The organism is Legionella sp. PATHC032, from assembly GCF_026191185.1.
In the GTDB taxonomy this organism is placed as follows: Bacteria; Pseudomonadota; Gammaproteobacteria; order Legionellales; family Legionellaceae; genus Legionella.
Genome location: NZ_JAPHOV010000001.1, coordinates 1,855,989 through 1,872,706 on the forward strand (window position 1 = coordinate 1,855,989; position 16,718 = coordinate 1,872,706).

Sequence of the window (16,718 nt, forward strand, 5' to 3'; positions counted from 1 at the left end):
GAAAAATGTCCGAAATTCTTGAGCCGGTAAAGGATATACCGCTAACAAATCAACTGGAATTGACTGCTAATGTCCCAGGCACGCTTAAAACGATAAAACGAAATGGCAAGGTAGTCGTTTATGATGATACTAAAATCAAAATTGCTATTACCAAAGCCTTTATTGCCGACGAAGGTGGTACAGCTCCAACTTCTGATCGAATTCACCAGCAAATCGAAGAGCTAACCAGACAAATCACCCAGGTATTTAAACGTCGTTTGCCTAGTGGTGGGGCTATTCATATTGAAGAGATTCAGGATCAAGTTGAACTTGCTCTTATGCGCAGCGGACATTATAAAGTAGCTCGCTCTTATGTTTTATATAGAGAAGAACGCCGCAAAGCACGCGAATCAGAATCGAAACAAAAACCAAAAGACAGTAAGCATTTATTAATAACTATGCCTAATGGAGAAGTACAGCCATTAGATATGGATAGAGTCAATACTATCGTCAAAGAATCATGTCGTGACCTCAGCAACGTCAAAGCAGAACCTGTTATTAAAGATGCCTTACGTAATCTTTATAACCAAGCCAAATATGAGGACGTTCATAAAGCCTTGATTATGTCAGCGCGTGCATTGGTTGAAAAAGAACCTAATTACACTTATGTCAGCGCGCGTTTGTTACTAGACAGTTTACGTTCTGAAGCACTGACCAAACTCAACATCAAATCAGAAGCTACATTTGATGAAATGGCTCAAATTTATCCAGTTTATTTCAAATCCTACATAGAGCAAGGGATTGCCCAAGGTATGCTTGACCCCAAGATGACTGACTTCGACTTGGATAAGCTTAGTCAAGCCCTTCTTCCCGAACGAGATATGAAGTTCACCTATTTGAGTTTACAAACTTTATATGATCGTTATTTTATTCATGAGCGCGGAGTAAGATATGAACTTCCCCAGGCTTTTTTCATGCGAGTAGCCATGGGACTTGCTCTTCGCGAACAACATAAAGAAGAGAAAGCCATAGAGTTTTATCAGTTACTCTCTTCGTTTGATTATATGTCTTCCACTCCAACCTTATTTAACTCAGGAACAGTAAGGCCGCAGTTATCCAGTTGCTATTTAACAACAGTACCCGATCATTTGGATGGTATTTATAGTGCTATAAAAGACAATGCCCTTCTCTCCAAATATGCTGGAGGACTAGGTAATGACTGGACTCCAGTACGAGCTATGGGCGCTCATATCAAGGGAACCAACGGTAAATCTCAAGGCGTAGTTCCTTTCCTGAATGTTGCTGATGCCACTGCTGTAGCGGTGAATCAGGGTGGTAAACGCAAGGGAGCTGTCTGCGCTTACCTGGAGTGCTGGCACAGAGATGTAGAGGAATTTCTGGAGTTAAGAAAAAATACCGGGGATGATCGCCGCCGTACTCACGACATGAATACCGCCCTCTGGGTACCTGATTTGTTTATGAAGCGTGTGCGTGAAGATGGCAATTGGACTTTATTTTCACCTGATGAAGTACCCGATTTACATGATCAATATGGTAAAGCGTTTGAAGCTCTCTATGTTGAATATGAAGAAAAAGCCCGACAAGGTATTATTAGAAATACAAAAACCATTTCAGCTGTCAAACTATGGCGTAGAATGCTTTCCATGCTTTTTGAAACTGGTCATCCATGGCTAACATTCAAAGACCCCTGCAATTTACGATCACCACAACAACATGTTGGGGTAATACACAGCTCTAATTTATGCACTGAGATTACTCTAAATACTTCTGAAGAAGAAATTGCTGTATGCAATTTAGGCAGTATCAATCTTCCAGCACATATTAAAAATGGTAAACTGGATGAACAAAAACTCAAGCGTACAATCTCAACAGCTGTCCGTATGTTGGACAATGTTATTGATATTAATTATTACTCTGTACCCCAAGCTCGTCATTCCAACTTGCAACATCGACCGATCGGTCTAGGTATCATGGGCTTTCAGGATGCGCTATACGAATTAAAAATGGATTACGCATCCAAAGAAGCCATTGAGTTTGCTGACTCTTCCATGGAACTCATCAGCTACTATGCAATCGATGCCTCTTGCGACCTTGCTAAAGAACGAGGTAGCTACTCAACCTATGAGGGTTCTCTATGGAGCAAAGGCATATTACCTGTCGATTCAATTAACCTCTTGCAACAATCCCGTAATAAATATCTGGAGCAAGACCGATCACAAAAACTGGATTGGGAACCATTACGAGTTAAAGTTCGCACACAAGGTATGCGTAACTCAAATGTTATGGCTATTGCACCTACAGCCACAATATCTAACATCTGTGGTGTATCACAATCTATTGAACCAACTTATCAGAACCTTTACGTCAAATCCAATTTGTCGGGTGAATTTACCGTAGTGAATCCTTATTTGGTCTCGGATTTAAAAGCGCTGAACCTTTGGGATGAAGTCATGGTTAATGATCTAAAATATTTTAATGGCAGTGTACAGCCTATCAGTCGAATTCCAGATGAACTGAAAAGACGTTATGCCACTTCCTTTGAAATTGACCCTATGTGGTTGGTTGAAGCCGCGTCGCGCCGTCAAAAATGGATAGATCAAGCCCAATCCTTGAATATCTATATGGCCCAACCTTCTGGTAAAAAACTGGATCAGCTTTATATGCATGCTTGGATTCGTGGATTAAAAACCACTTACTACTTACGTAGTCTAGGCGCAAGTAATGCTGAAAAATCCACTGTTACCGACGGAGCACTTAACGCAGTCAAATTAATAGATACCGAACCAAAGGCCTGTTCTATTACTGATCCAGACTGCGAGGCTTGCCAATAATCAGGAGAAATTTATGAACTACAATGATACTCAAGAAATTGTCGTAACTCCTATTATGGGCGCGACAGGGCTCGAAACTTTAGAAATGGGGGCGGCACGTATTCATGTCGATGATAAGCAAATCATTAATTGTCGTGCTGACTTAAATCAATTGGTGCCCTTCAAATACAAATGGGCTTGGGATAAATACTTGACAGCTTGTGCCAATCATTGGATGCCCAATGAAATCAGCATGAGTGCCGATGTTGCCTTATGGAAGGACCCTTATGGTCTTACCGAAGATGAGCGCTTAATCATTAAACGTAATTTGGGATTTTTCTCAACCGCTGATTCACTCGTTGCGAATAATCTGGTTCTTGCTGTTTACAGACATATTACTAATCCTGAGTGTCGACAATATCTTCTAAGGCAAGCTTTTGAAGAAGCGTTACACACTCATGCTTATCAATACATTATAGAGAGTTTGGGGCTCGATGAGGCTGAAGTATTTAATATGTATAGAGAAATACCGTCTGTATCCAGAAAAGCAGTTTGGGCACTACCATTTACTCAAAGTTTAGGTGATGAAACCTTCCATACAGGGACTCCAGAAAATGATCAACGCCTGCTACGCGATCTCATTGCTTTTTATGTCGTGTTTGAAGGTATTTTCTTTTATGTCGGATTTACTCAAATCCTGTCCATGGGACGCCGTAACAAAATGGTAGGAACATCAGAACAGTTCCAATATATACTACGCGATGAATCCATGCATATGAATTTCGGTATTGATGTGATTAATCAAATCAAAATCGAAAATCCCCATTTATGGACACCTGAATTTAAGAATGAAATGATTCAACTGATCAGGGAAGGTGTTGAGCTCGAATACCAATATGCCAGAGACACTATGCCTCATGGAATTCTCGGAATGAATGCCGAGATGTTTGAAGAATATTTGCACTTTATTGCAAATCGTCGCTTAAACCAAATAGGTCTTCCAGATCAATATCCAGGTGCTGAAAACCCATTCCCCTGGATGAGTGAAATGCTGGATCTCAAAAAAGAGAAAAACTTTTTTGAAACGCGTGTTATTGAATATCAGGCCGGTGGCACTTTAAGCTGGGATGATGAATAGAGTTTAATTATGTTATCTCGAACAAAGTAAGGGAGTTCTGTAATAGATTTCCTGACTATTTTTCTTTAGGACAAGGCGCAAACGTTTTGAGAAACGGGGTTTACATGCAGTGAATTAAGCACCGCAGAAACGTTTGCACCGTAGCAATACAATGAAAGACATAGGTTATGTAATAAGGTCTCATGCAATTTAGAGAAATCTCTCACTTTGTAATAAATGGCCTAACTCGGTCATTAACTTAACCAAATTGGATAATTTTATATATGTTTCCATCATTTTTGAATTAATTTAGAACAAATCAACTTCCAAATCCAAATTTATGGTGACATTTCGGTATGATCAGGTAAAATCCCAAACGCATAGAAATAATGCTATGCCAACAAAATAATAACAACATCGCTAAAACATACAACACATCCAGAAAAAATGCATTCTATTAACTGAAAATCAAGATGAGGTAAGTTATGCAGTCTAAAATACACAAAAAAGAAGACAATACAAATTACAGCTTTCTATTAAAATGCATGGCAGCGGCTACAGCAGCACTTGCTACAGCAGCAATAGTAACTGCTTTAGTAGTCAAAGCAACTGCTACAACTGCGGTGGGTTTTGGTGTTGCAGCAACAGGTGCCGCTCTATCACCATTATTATTTGTAGGAGGAGCATTACTGGCTGCAGCAGGCATCTGTTTCCTTCCATTATTACTGTGCTGTGGCAGTAGCCGTAGTGTATACACCGTATCAAGCACACCAGCTTACAGACCTTGGAGTAGTGTCTGGTCTACAGGTTATAACCCAACTTTCCATACGCATCCTGTTTACAACACTGGCGGTACCTATCATACTCATCACTCAGGAACTGTACATACTCATTCTAATCCAGTACATACCCATGGTAATAATGTTCACGTCCATAGTACTACTGGTAATTTCCATAGACATGGGTAATTATATCTAAGCTGAGTGTATTTTATACTTTGCTTGACATAGCAATGGTTCTAAAAAACCATTGCTGTCTAAGAATCACTAAAATTTACTGTCTCAAATGTGGAAATAAAATAACATCTCTGATTGATTGCGAATTAGTAAATAACATCACCAAGCGATCGATTCCAATGCCCTCACCAGCGGTGGGCGGCAAGCCATATTCCAATGCTTCAATATAATCACTATCAAAATGCATTGCCTCCAAATCACCTGCATCCTTTTCTTCAACTTGCTTTCGAAAACGCTCCGCCTGATCCTCAGCATCGTTTAACTCAGAAAATCCATTTGCAATCTCACGGCCAGCAATAAAAAATTCAAAACGATCAGTGACTTCCGGATTTGTATCAGAACGTCTGGCTAAAGGTGATATTTCTGTAGGGTATTCAGTAATAAAGGTGGGCTGAAATAATTGGTGCTCCACTGTCTCCTCAAAAACAATAATTTGTAGTTTACCTAATCCATCAGTTTCTTTATAAGGCAAACCCAAATCATTAAGAAGTGTTCTACATCCCTCAACAGTTTCCAGCTGCTGCGTCTTGATATCAGGATGATATTTTAATATCGCTTCTTTTACGCTCAACCTTTCAAAAGATTTATTAAAATCAATGATCTGACCTTGATATTCTATTTGTCGAGTACCCAAGACTTTATCACACAGATAATGAAAGAGTTGTTCAGTGAAATTCATCAAATCATTGTAATCGGCATAAGCCTGATAAAACTCCAGCATCGTGAATTCTGGATTATGGCGAGTAGAAATCCCTTCGTTACGAAAATTTCTATTAATTTCATATACTCGCTCAAAACCACCAACAACCAAGCGTTTTAAGTACAATTCGGGGGCTATTCTCAAATACATGGTCATATCCAGTGTATTATGATGGGTTACGAAAGGTCGAGCCAAAGCACCTCCAGGAATTGGATGCATCATGGGTGTTTCTACTTCGAGAAAATGATTATCATCCATGAACTCTCTAAAGGCTTTAATCAAATGTGAACGTATTAAAAAAGTTGTTCGACTGTCTTCATTTGCAATCAAGTCAACATAACGTTTACGATATTTTAATTCCTGATCAGCCAAACCATGAAATTTATCGGGAAGAGGTCTTAAAGATTTTGTTAGCAACTCAACATGTTCTGCATTAATAGTCAGTTCACCCGTGTTTGTTTTAAACAACTCACCCTGCACACCAACAATATCGCCTAAATCCCAATGTTTAAACTGTTCATACACTTCAGGAAGATCATTTGAACGAAGATAAACCTGCACCCGACCTGATACATCCTGAATATGAAAAAAACTGGCTTTACCCATAATTCTTCTCAGAACGATGCGGCCTGCAACAGAAACTTTCACATGCTTTTGTTCTAATGTTTCTTTCTCAGTTTCGGAATATTGCTTTAGCAAAGCATTAGCTAAATGTTCGCGACGAAACTTGTTCGGGAAATTAAACCCGCCTGTACGCAATTCTGCTAATTTTTGCTTGCGAATATGATAAACTTCACTTTCATCTAAATGTAAATGTTCTTCACTCATGCTTGCCCTACTCCCGCCTTTAAACTGGCTTCAATAAATTGATCTAATGAACCATCCAATACTGCCTGAGTATTACTGGTTTCAACACCGGTGCGCAAATCTTTTATTCGAGATTGGTCTAATACGTAAGAACGAATTTGTGATCCCCAACCAATATCAGACTTGCTGGCCTCCAATGCTTGCTGTTCTGCATTTTTCTTTTGCATTTCCAATTCATAAAGCTTCGCTCTCAATTGCTTGAACGCCTGGTCTTTATTTTTATGCTGACTTCGATCATTCTGACACTGAACTACTATCCCACTAGGGATATGCGTAATCCTTACTGCAGAATCAGTACGGTTAACATGCTGACCGCCAGCCCCGGAAGCTCTGTATGTGTCTATCCGCAAATCAGCTGGATTGATTTCAATTTCGATGTCATCGTCAATTTCAGGAGAAACAAAAACAGCTGCAAATGAAGTGTGCCTTCTGTTACCAGAATCAAATGGCGACTTTCTCACTAAACGATGCACACCTGTTTCGGTTCTTAACCAACCAAACGCGTATTCACCTGCAAAATGAATGGTTGCACTTTTAATTCCTGCCACTTCGCCAGGAGAGCATTCTATCAATTCGGTGGTAAATCCGTGATGTTCTCCCCAACGTAAATACATTCGTAATAACATTTCAGCCCAATCTTGCGCCTCAGTACCACCGGAACCAGCTTGAATATCAAGATACGCATTGGCGTGATCCATTTTGCCAGAAAACATTCTTCTAAATTCCAAACTGGCAACTTGTTGTTCAATGGACTTTAATTCCTCACCAATGTCATTAATGGTTTGCTCATCATTTTCTTCTCGAGCCAATTCAAACAGTTCCCTCTGATCACTGATCGATTGACTTAATTGGCTTAAAGAGTGGACTATAGTTTCCAGCTGAGTTCTTTCACGTCCCAATGCCTGGGCTTGTTCCGGATTGTCCCACACATTAGATGATTCTAATTCACGAATTACTTCTTCCAAACGCTCACTTTTACCTTCGAAGTCAAAGATACCCCCTAAGCGATTCTATGCGCTCATTAAGATCGTTTAAACTTGAATTAATTTGATTCACTTCCAGCATCAGTGTCTCTTTTAAAAATAAATAGGAGATTTTACAGCGAAAGTAAGATTCTATCTACATTAATTCTGATGTTTTAATGCAGTTCTATAAGCCTGAAGATTTATTAATAATTCTGCTTCAGCATTTGATAAATGACAACTACTGACAATTTCCTCACGAGTACCGCCCATTTCCAGGATTCTCAAGGCGTGTTGATAACTGCCATCGTTATGTCTTATGTTTTCCAATTCTTGTAATTGAGTCTCAATACTAATTAATTGCTGATTAATTTCATTAAGTTGTTTCGCAAATAATAAATCTGCATTGATCAACATGGGATGATCTTTTACTACTTGGGTAGCCAATTTTTCCAAAGAATCTATTTTATCCTGTAATTTACTAATATTTTTTCGTTGATTGAATAAATAGTTACCCAAGAGTAAAAAAATTATCGCATTTAAATACAGAAAGATATGTGTCATTTTTTATCCTTAATTTCAATATCTTTTTTATTAAATTCTACTGGGTTTGTATTACTTATAACAGTAAAATGTACCCTGCTTAAATCAGGATTGAGAATTCTGTCCACTTTTCTATTTTTAGTAATCAGAATATTAACTCTTCGATTCTGGCTTCTTCCAACTTCTGTGTCATTATCAGTTATTGGATATTGATCACCATATCCAGTAACCAGAATACGATGGTTGGCAATTCCAAAACCATTTAGAATTCGACCAACAGTAGCCGCTCTTGCGGCTGATAATTCCCAATTGGAAGGGTATTGGGGCGTTTCAATAGGCACGTTATCAGTATATCCCTCAACAACCACTGGAAAATGAAGATCCTTAATTTTCTCCGCCAACTTCATTAGTTTGATTAACGCTTCCGGTTTAAGATCAGCGCTTCCAGAATCAAATAATGAACCTGCCTTTATATCTATCTCAACCCATCCCTCTTGTCGGTTTAATTTGAAATCACCATCTTCCAGTTCAGAAAGAGATTTATTCAGATCATCCAAACCATCTTTAAACGATCCCTTTGTCTTCTTTTCTTCAGGGCCATCTTTTAGAGTATCTGTTGATTGAGTCGCCTTATTTTGATCTTTTTGATTAAAAGCAGACTTCATCCCCTCTGAAAGAGATTTATATTTTGAAACATTAACTGAAGAAATAGCATACATGACAACAAAAAAAGCAAACAATAACGTAATAAAATCAGCGTAAGATACAACCCATCGATGATTATCCTGATGCTCTTCAACTTTCTTTTGTTTTGATTTCATCTTGCTTGTGTTGCCCATAGTTGTTTAATTTTAACTGCAGCATATTGGGACTCTCGCCACTCGCCATAGCGACCAGGCCTTCAACAACCATTTCATCAAAGTGTACTCTATGAGAAATACAACTTTTTAATTTATTAGCAACAGGTAAAAAAAACAGATTCGCCAAGCCAACACCATAAATGGTTGCAACAAAAGCAACCGCAATCCCTAAACCTAATTGACTGGGATCAGCAAGATTCCTCATGACTTGAATCAAACCCAACACAGCGCCTAGAATTCCTATAGTGGGGCTATACCCGCCCATACTTTCAAAAACATGCGCGGCACGTAAATCCTGATGTTCCGTTCGATCTATTTCCGATTCTAAAACTTGTCGTAAAGTAAGCTTGTCTACTCCAGTGACCAGCAGTTCCAAACCCTTATGAATTAAAGGATTGGTTTCAACATCCAAACGATCTTCTAAAGAAAGAAGACCAAGTTGACGAGCTTTTCTAGATAATTCTATGAGAGTGGCTCTGCATTCTTCAAAATTATGGTTAGGAGGCTTCACGACCCAGGGTAATATTCTAAATGCTCTTTTAAAAGTGGCTAAAGGAGTTTGCACCATAACAGCTCCTAATGTTCCACCCATAACAATCAGTAAAGCCGGAAAATTAAGTAAGGAATTTAAATCTCCCCCCTCAAACATTTGGCCTAAGATAATAGCGAGAAAACCTGTCAACAATCCTATTAATGTCAAAGTATCCATACTTATTTTTTATTCCGGTAATCTTGATCTAATGCGATGCGTTGCTTGACTTAGAATCTGTGAAATTCGTGACTCACTAACCTCCAGTATTTCCCCGATTTCTTTCAAATTCAAATCCTGTTCATAATACAAAGAAAGCACCAACCTCTCTTTACGAGGGAGGCTATCAATCACTTGAGTTAATCGATTCATCATATCACTACGCATAACATTCCTATGCGGTTCAGTTGAGCCATTCGCTTCATCGTCACATAAGATATCATCAGTTACTCCCAAATCGTCAAAACCATATAAATGACTGCTAATAGAATCTTGTAACATGTCATGATAATCATTTAGTGACACACCCAACTCTTCAGCAATTTCATTATCCTTAGCCTCACGCCCAAACTTATGCTCCAATATGCGCACAGCATCAGAAATCATTCTGGAATTGCGATAAACAGAACGCGGCACCCAATCGTTACGTCTTACTTCGTCAAGCATATGTCCCCTGATACGTATTCCTGCATAAGTTTCAAAGGACGCCCCCTTGGATGAATCATAATGCCTTGCTGCTTCAAGCAAGCCAAGCATTCCTGATTGTATCAAGTCATCCAGTTGTACACTCTGCGGTAATCGCCCGAGCAGATGATGTGCAATGCGTTTTACCAATGTGGCATGTGTTTTTACCAGCGCTTCCTGGGTTTGTTGATTTACTTTGCTGTATGCAGCCAAAGCATCCACGATACTCTCCTTACCATAACAGCAGATTATAATTATTAGTAATTTGGTAAATCTAAAACAAACAGAGTACAGCTAATTTTAAGTATAGCGAATAATTTAAAATTGTCCCGCAACCAAACGCTCCAAAAAGAAACTGGTGTTTCCACCTAAAGACGGTTTAAATGACCAATTACTCACCGTTTCAGCTAATTCTCGCAAGGCTTGAGCAGCGGGTGAGTCAGGATAAGCGATTAAAATAGGATTTTGTTTTTTTACTGATTTATGAATGTTTTCATCAAAAGGAATCGCCCCCAAATAATCTAACTGCACATCCAGAAACTGCCCTGAGACACGAAACAGCTTATTAAATAAGTCACGACCATCCTTCATATTTCTAACCATATTAGCCAGAACGTGGAAATGCGTCCACTCATAACGTTTACTCATCACTTTAATTAGTGCATAAGCATCTGTCAAAGAAGTAGGTTCATCACAGACAACAACAATCAACTCTTGCGATGAACGAGTGAAACTCAACACAGTCTCGGAAATTCCCGCAGCAGTGTCGATAATCATATAGTCCAAATCATCAGTTAGTTCATTAAATGAATCAATAATTCCTGCATGCTCCGCTGGGCTCAATTGCGTCATAAACTCTGTTCCGGAAGCAGCAGGAATAACTCTGACACCAGCAGGGCCATGTAAAATAATATCACTTAAATGACATATGCCCTGAAGAACATGAGATAAATTGTATTTGGTATGCAATCCCAACATAATATCTACATTCGCCAGTCCTAAATCAGCATCCAGAAGCATAACGCTATAATTTAGTTGAGATAACGCTATGGCTAAATTGACCGAGATATTACTTTTACCCACACCTCCTTTACCTGCTGAAACAGCGATGACTTTAACAGGTTTCTTTCGGGACAAATTTCTAAGACCAGAAGCCTGATCTTTAATACCTTTGCTAAGTTTCGACATAATTCGTTCTCCTAACATTCGGATTTAATTTGCTGATGTCCCTTTCCTCCTGAAATAACTGAAGTTCTTGTTGCGCAAATAACTCAACAAGCTGGTGACGTGTAGCAATTTTGATATCCTCTGGAACTCGTTGTCCATCGGTTAAATAGCCCAGGGCTAAATTTGATTCAATAACAGCACTTATGGCTCCACCTACCGCAAGAGACTCATCCAATTTCGTAATAATGCACTGATCCACATGATTTGCCTGGTAACGCTTAATCGCATCGATTAATACCTGGTAATGGCTGGTAGCTGGTAATACCAAAACTTTTTCAATGGATCGCAGATAATTACTTAAAACACTCATTTGTTTGGATACACGTTCATCAGCAGGATTCATACCGGCTGTATCAATCAAAATTAATTTTTTGTCATTTAATTGACGCAATACTCTTGCCAAAGAGACTTCATCCTGAGCGATACTGACCTTAACTCCCAAAATTTTCCCATAGAGGACTAGTTGTTCCTGTGCCGCTATTCGGTAGGTATCCATAGTAACCAAACCCAACTTATCAGCACCAAAGCGTAAAGCAAAGCGTGCTGCAATTTTGGCTAAGGTTGTCGTTTTACCAACTCCAGTTGGGCCAACAAACGCGTAGATACCACCTTCTTCTATTCTATTTGAATCACGAATTGGCAATTGTTCTGTCACTTGTGACAAAATGAATTGCCAGGCTCTTTGTTGATTCAAATCGGGCTTTACTGAGCGGGCCCAAATTGTCGCCGTATTGGGACTAACACCTAAATATAAGAGTTTTTGCAGCATGACCGTATGTAAAGGCTCATGAATACCAACATTTCCACGCAGCTGTGCTTCGAGCATACCTCTCAGCGTCAAAATTTCTTGCCGCATATCGTCTAATGGCGTTTGTACAGGATATTGTTCTGTTCGGCTTGGGGGTTCTGCTATGGCTACAGCAGCTTGAGTTGATATTACTGTTTCATCAAAATCAATAGCAGCCACTATTTCAACACCATCTTTTATGTTATGACTTGACAAAATAACGGCATCAGGGCCAAAAGTAGCCTTTATTTGCTGCATGGCACTGCGAGTATCTGCAGCGACAAAGCGTTTTAATTTCATAATGCCTCCTGCCTTCAAAACACCTATGCAACTTTTAAAACTAACCTATAGTTCCAATTATTCTTATTTGTTTGTTATCAGGTATTTCCTGATAAGACAAAACATGAAATTCACTGGATATAGTACGCACAAATCGTGCCAAAACCGTTCGTATGCTTGGTTGCACTACCAAAACTGAACTTTCCTGTTTTGCCTGCTGTTGCGCAGCGAACTGGATCAGTGCATGTTGGATTTTATCTGCCATTCCTGGCTCAAAGCTAATTCCTCCATGGCCGCCGCTTTGTACAGTATTGTGCAACAATTGTTCCAACTCTGGTTTTAATGTAATAATCGGCAATTCTTCGTTTAATCCACTGATTTTTTGAGTTATCAAGCGTGATAAGGCAATTCTAACTTGACTAATCAAATATTCCGTATCTTTTGATTTTGACGCATATTCCGCCAAAGTTTCGACTATAGTGCGTATGTCTGTTAATGGAATATGCTCTGATAATAATCCCTGCAACACTTTGCTAACCATACCTAAAGAAAGCCCATCAGGCACAAGCTCTTTAACCAGTTTGGGGGAACTTATGGCTAATTTATCCAATAGTTGCTGGGTCTCTTCATAACCAAGTAATTGCTGACTGTTTTGTTCCAGGATTAGACTCAAATGAGTAGCAACTACGGTTGATGCATCAACTACTGTATAACCTAAAGTGTGTGCTTTCTCCTTTTGATTTTCATTAATCCATACAGCATCCATTCCAAAAGCAGGATCTCTTGTTGGAACTCCCTCTAAATCACCAAATACCTGTCCGGGATTTATTGCTAACCATTTATCAGGATGAATCATTGATTCACCCATAATCACCCCTGCCAAACTTAATCTGTAGTGATTAGGCTTTAAATCCAGGTTGTCACGAACATGAACGGAAGGAATTAAGAACCCTAATTCTTGCGATATTTTTTTTCGGACGCCTTTAATTCGTGAAAGTAATATTCCTCCCTGAGCATTATCGACCATAGGGATTAATCGGTAACCTACTTCCAAACCAATTACATCTACTGGATTAACATCATCCCATGATAATTCACTCACTTTAGAATCACTGACTTGCGAGAACTCATTTTGCTCTTTATCCTGCTCCTCGCGCTTAACCTTTTCCTGCTTGATAAATAAATAAGCCATTCCGGTTAACCCTGCTGACAGTAAAATAAATGCAACATGGGGCATACCAGGAATTATGCCTATCAGACCAATAATAGCTGCTGCAATGACGAGTGATCTTGGTTTTGCAAATACTTGTGAAATAACTGCCTGCCCCATATTTTGGGCACTAGAAACTCTGGTTACAATGATTGCTGCTGCAGTTGACAATAAGAGTGAGGGAACTTGAGCGACCAAACCATCCCCGACTGTCAATAAAATATAATTATGAACTGCGTCGTTTAAGTTCATATTGTATTGAAAAACACCTATTATTAATCCACCTACGATATTAATGATCAAAACCAAAATTCCAGCTATGGCATCCCCTCGAACGAATTTACTGGCACCATCCATTGAACCGTAAAAATCAGCTTCCTGAGCTACTTCTGTTCGACGCTTGATTGCCTGTTCCTGATTGATTAGACCTGCATTGAGATCGGCATCTATAGCCATTTGCTTTCCAGGTAAAGCATCCAAAGTAAATCGCGCACTTACTTCAGATACTCGTCCTGCGCCTTTAGTGACTACAACAAAGTTAATAACGACGAGGATAATAAATACCACTATACCTACTGTGTAATTACCTCCAATCACTACTTCACCAAAAGATTTTATGACCTGACCAGCAGCATCTGTACCATTATGACCATTGAGTAAGACTACTCGTGTAGAAGCTACATTGAGAGCTAATCTTAACAAAGTTGCCACAAGTATCACTGTGGGAAACACTGCAAAATCCAAGGGTCTTTCACTATAAATAACTGCTAACAAAACAACCAAAGAAAGAGCGATATTAAAAGTAAAAAATATATCCAGCAGGAAAGGAGGTAGAGGTAACATCATCATGCTGATCATGACAATCAGTATTAATGGAGTACCAAACCCTTGGCGCATCCAATATTCTACGTAATTCATCGGATTGTTCATTCTATCTCCTCCTCTGCTTCACGAGCCAGTTCAGGTGGAATGGGTACATTTTGTAAAATTTCAGGTTTATAATCATAGCGTTGCTTGTCACGTAGTTGAAAAATATAAGCCAACACCTGAGCCACTGCAACATACAATCCTCTAGGAATTTCTGCATTCAGTTTGGTTGAAAAATAAATAGCTCGAGCTAATGCAGGAACTGAAATAATCGGGATCTTATGCTCTTTAGCAACCTTGGATATCTGAAAAGCAACCAGGTTTTTGCCTTTGGCAATCACCACTGGAGCCTTTTTTCCTTTCTTTTGGTAACTAAGAGCGACTGCATAGTGCGTAGGATTAGTCAATATGACATCAGCTTTAGGTATTTCACTCATCATCCGTCGTCTTGCAACCTCCTGCTGTGCACGACGTATAGCGCTTTTTACTTCAGGTTTACCTTCCGTCTCTTTGTATTCATCTTTTAATTCCTGCTTGGTCATCTTAATCGATTTACTATGTTCATATAATTGGAATGGAACATCTATTGCCGCAATTAAGATCAGACTTGCAGAGATCAGCACAAAAGACTTTAAAAGGATCATTACTCCACTAGTGATTGCAGTTTCTAATGGCGCGTTCCCCAATTCAAGCAATAATGGAACTTGAGATCTAAGCACTAAAATGGATGCGCTTGCCACTAGGACGAATTTTAAAAAAGCCTTAAGCATCTCAACAAATCCTTTGAGAGAAATCATACGCTTAAACCCTTTAAGTACGTTTAATCGTGAAAATTTTGGCTGTATGGACTGCCCGCTAAAAACCCATCCCCCTATAAGTAATGGCGCTAGCAAAGATAAAATAAGAATAACAGCCAACAGAGGAACAACCGACCAAATCCCGGCTTTTGCTAACTGAAACAAACTGTTCAACGAATTATTCCCGGTAGCAAGAATTTCTCGATCGAAATCAAACGCCCGTTGCATTATAGTGGCAATTTGCAGTGATAATTGCTTCCCAAAAATAAAGAAACCAAGTCCTGTAAATAATAAAATTACCGTCGCATTAAAATCCTTTGAACGTGCAACCTGCCCTTTTTTTCGTGATTCTTTTAATCGCTTGGAAGAGGGTTGTTCCGTTTTTTCTTGTGATTGTTCTTCATCAGCCATCAGCGCAATATTCCTGTAATAAACTGGATTCCATGTTTAATGCTCTCTACCATTTCTGTCCCAACAGCCGGCAAACCTACTTTTATGATGACAAAGCCCATCAATAATGTAATTGGAAAACCTAAAGAGAAAAGATTTAATTGCGGAGCAACCCGAGCCATAATTCCAAAAGACAAGCTTACAATAAGCAAAGATAAAATCGCAGGAATTGAAATCAATACCGCTTCTTTAAACATCCATCCTGAAAACGTAATCACACTCCAGACGATTGATGGATCCAGAGAAGATTTACTAATTGGCATTATTCTGAAACTCTCTATTAGAGTTTCGAGAACAGCTAAATGGCCATTCATTGCTAAAAATATTAGTGTAGTCAGCATTAAATACAATTGACTGACTAAAGGAACACTGGCATTGCTGGTTGGATCAACCATCACAGCAAATCCCAAACCTGCCTGCATGGATATAATTTGTCCACCAAGAATGAATACTTGAAATACTATTTGCAATACAAATCCCATTAACAAACCTAACAATAATTCCTCTACAAGATAAACAAGATAAAGACCATTAAAATTATCGAAAGACAAGTTGTGAGGCACATAGGAAAAACAAACACAGCTTAAAGCAAGAACAAAGAGAATTTTAATTCGTGCCGGTAATAGTGCTGAAGATAAAACTGGCACTGTAAGCATCAAACCACTAATGCGCACCATAGGCCAAATGAATTGGCTCATTAAGCGAATAATAGCGTGATAATCGAGATTCATTTTTTTATCCAATCAAATAAGGAATATTGCTTATCAAAGTATCTGTATAATTGATCAATGTTTTTAATAACCAAGGCCCTGCTAAAACTAGAACTATAAAGGTAACAAATAACTTGGGTATAAAACTTAAACTTGTCTCATTAATTTGAGTCGCAGCCTGAAACATCGATATGATTAGTCCAACAATTAATCCCGGTAATATCAACACCGCCAGTAATAACAAAATGATATAAACACTATCACTAAACAACGAAACGACTGATTCAGGGGTCATATAGCCTC

15 protein-coding genes are annotated in these 16,718 nt (G+C 38.9%); 3 read left to right on the plus strand and 12 right to left on the minus strand.

Going from position 1 to position 16,718, the window contains the following annotated elements; all coding sequences use genetic code 11:
- The first annotated feature begins 5 nt into the window (after positions 1-5).
- The 3 genes from OQJ02_RS08355 to OQJ02_RS08365 all read left to right on the plus strand — a co-directional run bounded on the left by OQJ02_RS08355 (position 6) and on the right by OQJ02_RS08365 (position 4,895).
- The gene (locus OQJ02_RS08355; protein ID WP_265718741.1) at positions 6-2,831 is read left to right on the plus strand and encodes a ribonucleoside-diphosphate reductase subunit alpha; all 2,826 of its coding nucleotides are present in this window, start codon (positions 6-8) and stop codon (positions 2,829-2,831) included.
- 13 nt (positions 2,832-2,844) lie between these two features.
- Positions 2,845-3,948: a ribonucleotide-diphosphate reductase subunit beta gene (locus tag OQJ02_RS08360; RefSeq protein WP_265718742.1), complete on the plus strand. Its 1,104-nt coding sequence runs from the start codon at positions 2,845-2,847 to the stop codon at positions 3,946-3,948.
- 464 nt (positions 3,949-4,412) lie between these two features.
- Entirely contained in the window at positions 4,413-4,895 is a 483-nt protein-coding gene (locus OQJ02_RS08365; protein WP_265718743.1) for a hypothetical protein, read from the plus strand.
- 85 nt (positions 4,896-4,980) lie between these two features.
- Here OQJ02_RS08365 and lysS read toward each other — a convergent pair whose 3' ends face one another.
- The 12 genes from lysS to fliQ all read right to left on the minus strand — a co-directional run bounded on the left by lysS (position 4,981) and on the right by fliQ (position 16,710).
- A complete protein-coding gene (gene lysS, locus OQJ02_RS08370; protein ID WP_265718744.1) occupies positions 4,981-6,471 on the minus strand; it encodes a lysine--tRNA ligase in 1,491 nt (496 codons plus the stop codon).
- A protein-coding gene (gene prfB, locus OQJ02_RS08375; protein ID WP_265718745.1) for a peptide chain release factor 2 occupies positions 6,468-7,575 on the minus strand; the annotation gives its coding sequence in 2 pieces (ribosomal slippage) (positions 6,468-7,499 and positions 7,501-7,575; 1,107 coding nt in all). Before prfB ends, lysS begins: the two co-directional genes overlap by 4 nt.
- Before the next feature lie 59 nt (positions 7,576-7,634).
- A complete protein-coding gene (locus OQJ02_RS08380) occupies positions 7,635-8,036 on the minus strand; it encodes a DUF2802 domain-containing protein (RefSeq protein ID WP_265718746.1) in 402 nt (133 codons plus the stop codon).
- On the minus strand, positions 8,033-8,836 hold the full coding sequence (gene motD / locus OQJ02_RS08385) for a flagellar motor protein MotD (RefSeq protein WP_265718747.1): 804 nt from the start codon (positions 8,834-8,836) through the stop codon (positions 8,033-8,035). Before motD ends, OQJ02_RS08380 begins: the two co-directional genes overlap by 4 nt.
- Positions 8,811-9,584 carry a flagellar motor protein gene (locus tag OQJ02_RS08390; RefSeq protein ID WP_265718748.1) on the minus strand — a complete coding sequence of 258 codons (774 nt, stop codon included), beginning with the start codon at positions 9,582-9,584 and terminating at the stop codon, positions 8,811-8,813. Before OQJ02_RS08390 ends, motD begins: the two co-directional genes overlap by 26 nt.
- Positions 9,585-9,593: 9 nt before the next feature.
- Entirely contained in the window at positions 9,594-10,310 is a 717-nt protein-coding gene (locus OQJ02_RS08395; RefSeq protein ID WP_265718749.1) for an RNA polymerase sigma factor FliA, read from the minus strand.
- A 96-nt stretch (positions 10,311-10,406) separates the two neighbouring features.
- Positions 10,407-11,276: a MinD/ParA family protein gene (locus OQJ02_RS08400; protein WP_265718750.1), complete on the minus strand. Its 870-nt coding sequence runs from the start codon at positions 11,274-11,276 to the stop codon at positions 10,407-10,409.
- A complete protein-coding gene (flhF, locus tag OQJ02_RS08405; protein ID WP_265718751.1) occupies positions 11,263-12,402 on the minus strand; it encodes a flagellar biosynthesis protein FlhF in 1,140 nt (379 codons plus the stop codon). The genes OQJ02_RS08400 and flhF overlap by 14 nt, the downstream gene beginning before the upstream one ends.
- A 40-nt stretch (positions 12,403-12,442) precedes the next feature.
- Positions 12,443-14,521, minus strand: coding sequence for a flagellar biosynthesis protein FlhA (gene flhA, locus OQJ02_RS08410; protein WP_265718752.1), 2,079 nt, complete (start codon positions 14,519-14,521; stop codon positions 12,443-12,445).
- Positions 14,518-15,666, minus strand: coding sequence for a flagellar biosynthesis protein FlhB (gene flhB, locus OQJ02_RS08415; protein WP_265718753.1), 1,149 nt, complete (start codon positions 15,664-15,666; stop codon positions 14,518-14,520). The genes flhA and flhB overlap by 4 nt, the downstream gene beginning before the upstream one ends.
- A complete protein-coding gene (fliR, locus tag OQJ02_RS08420; protein ID WP_265718754.1) occupies positions 15,666-16,436 on the minus strand; it encodes a flagellar biosynthetic protein FliR in 771 nt (256 codons plus the stop codon). The genes flhB and fliR overlap by 1 nt, the downstream gene beginning before the upstream one ends.
- A gap of 4 nt (positions 16,437-16,440) precedes the next feature.
- Entirely contained in the window at positions 16,441-16,710 is a 270-nt protein-coding gene (gene fliQ, locus OQJ02_RS08425) for a flagellar biosynthesis protein FliQ (RefSeq protein WP_265718755.1), read from the minus strand.
- Positions 16,711-16,718: the final 8 nt, after the last annotated feature.

Excerpts from the sequence above, each read along its gene's own strand:
- OQJ02_RS08355 (WP_265718741.1), top strand. The coding sequence starts at position 6 with ATGTCCGAAATTCTTGAGCCGGTAAAGGATATACCGCTAACAAATCAA.
- OQJ02_RS08360 (WP_265718742.1), top strand. The coding sequence starts at position 2,845 with ATGAACTACAATGATACTCAAGAAATTGTCGTAACTCCTATTATGGGC.
- OQJ02_RS08365 (WP_265718743.1), top strand. The coding sequence starts at position 4,413 with ATGCAGTCTAAAATACACAAAAAAGAAGACAATACAAATTACAGCTTT.
- lysS (WP_265718744.1), bottom strand. The coding sequence starts at position 6,471 with ATGAGTGAAGAACATTTACATTTAGATGAAAGTGAAGTTTATCATATT.
- OQJ02_RS08380 (WP_265718746.1), bottom strand. The coding sequence starts at position 8,036 with ATGACACATATCTTTCTGTATTTAAATGCGATAATTTTTTTACTCTTG.
- motD (WP_265718747.1), bottom strand. The coding sequence starts at position 8,836 with ATGAAATCAAAACAAAAGAAAGTTGAAGAGCATCAGGATAATCATCGA.
- OQJ02_RS08390 (WP_265718748.1), bottom strand. The coding sequence starts at position 9,584 with ATGGATACTTTGACATTAATAGGATTGTTGACAGGTTTTCTCGCTATT.
- OQJ02_RS08400 (WP_265718750.1), bottom strand. The coding sequence starts at position 11,276 with ATGTCGAAACTTAGCAAAGGTATTAAAGATCAGGCTTCTGGTCTTAGA.
- flhF (WP_265718751.1), bottom strand. The coding sequence starts at position 12,402 with ATGAAATTAAAACGCTTTGTCGCTGCAGATACTCGCAGTGCCATGCAG.
- flhA (WP_265718752.1), bottom strand. The coding sequence starts at position 14,521 with ATGAACAATCCGATGAATTACGTAGAATATTGGATGCGCCAAGGGTTT.
- flhB (WP_265718753.1), bottom strand. The coding sequence starts at position 15,666 with ATGGCTGATGAAGAACAATCACAAGAAAAAACGGAACAACCCTCTTCC.
- fliR (WP_265718754.1), bottom strand. The coding sequence starts at position 16,436 with ATGAATCTCGATTATCACGCTATTATTCGCTTAATGAGCCAATTCATT.
- fliQ (WP_265718755.1), bottom strand. The coding sequence starts at position 16,710 with ATGACCCCTGAATCAGTCGTTTCGTTGTTTAGTGATAGTGTTTATATC.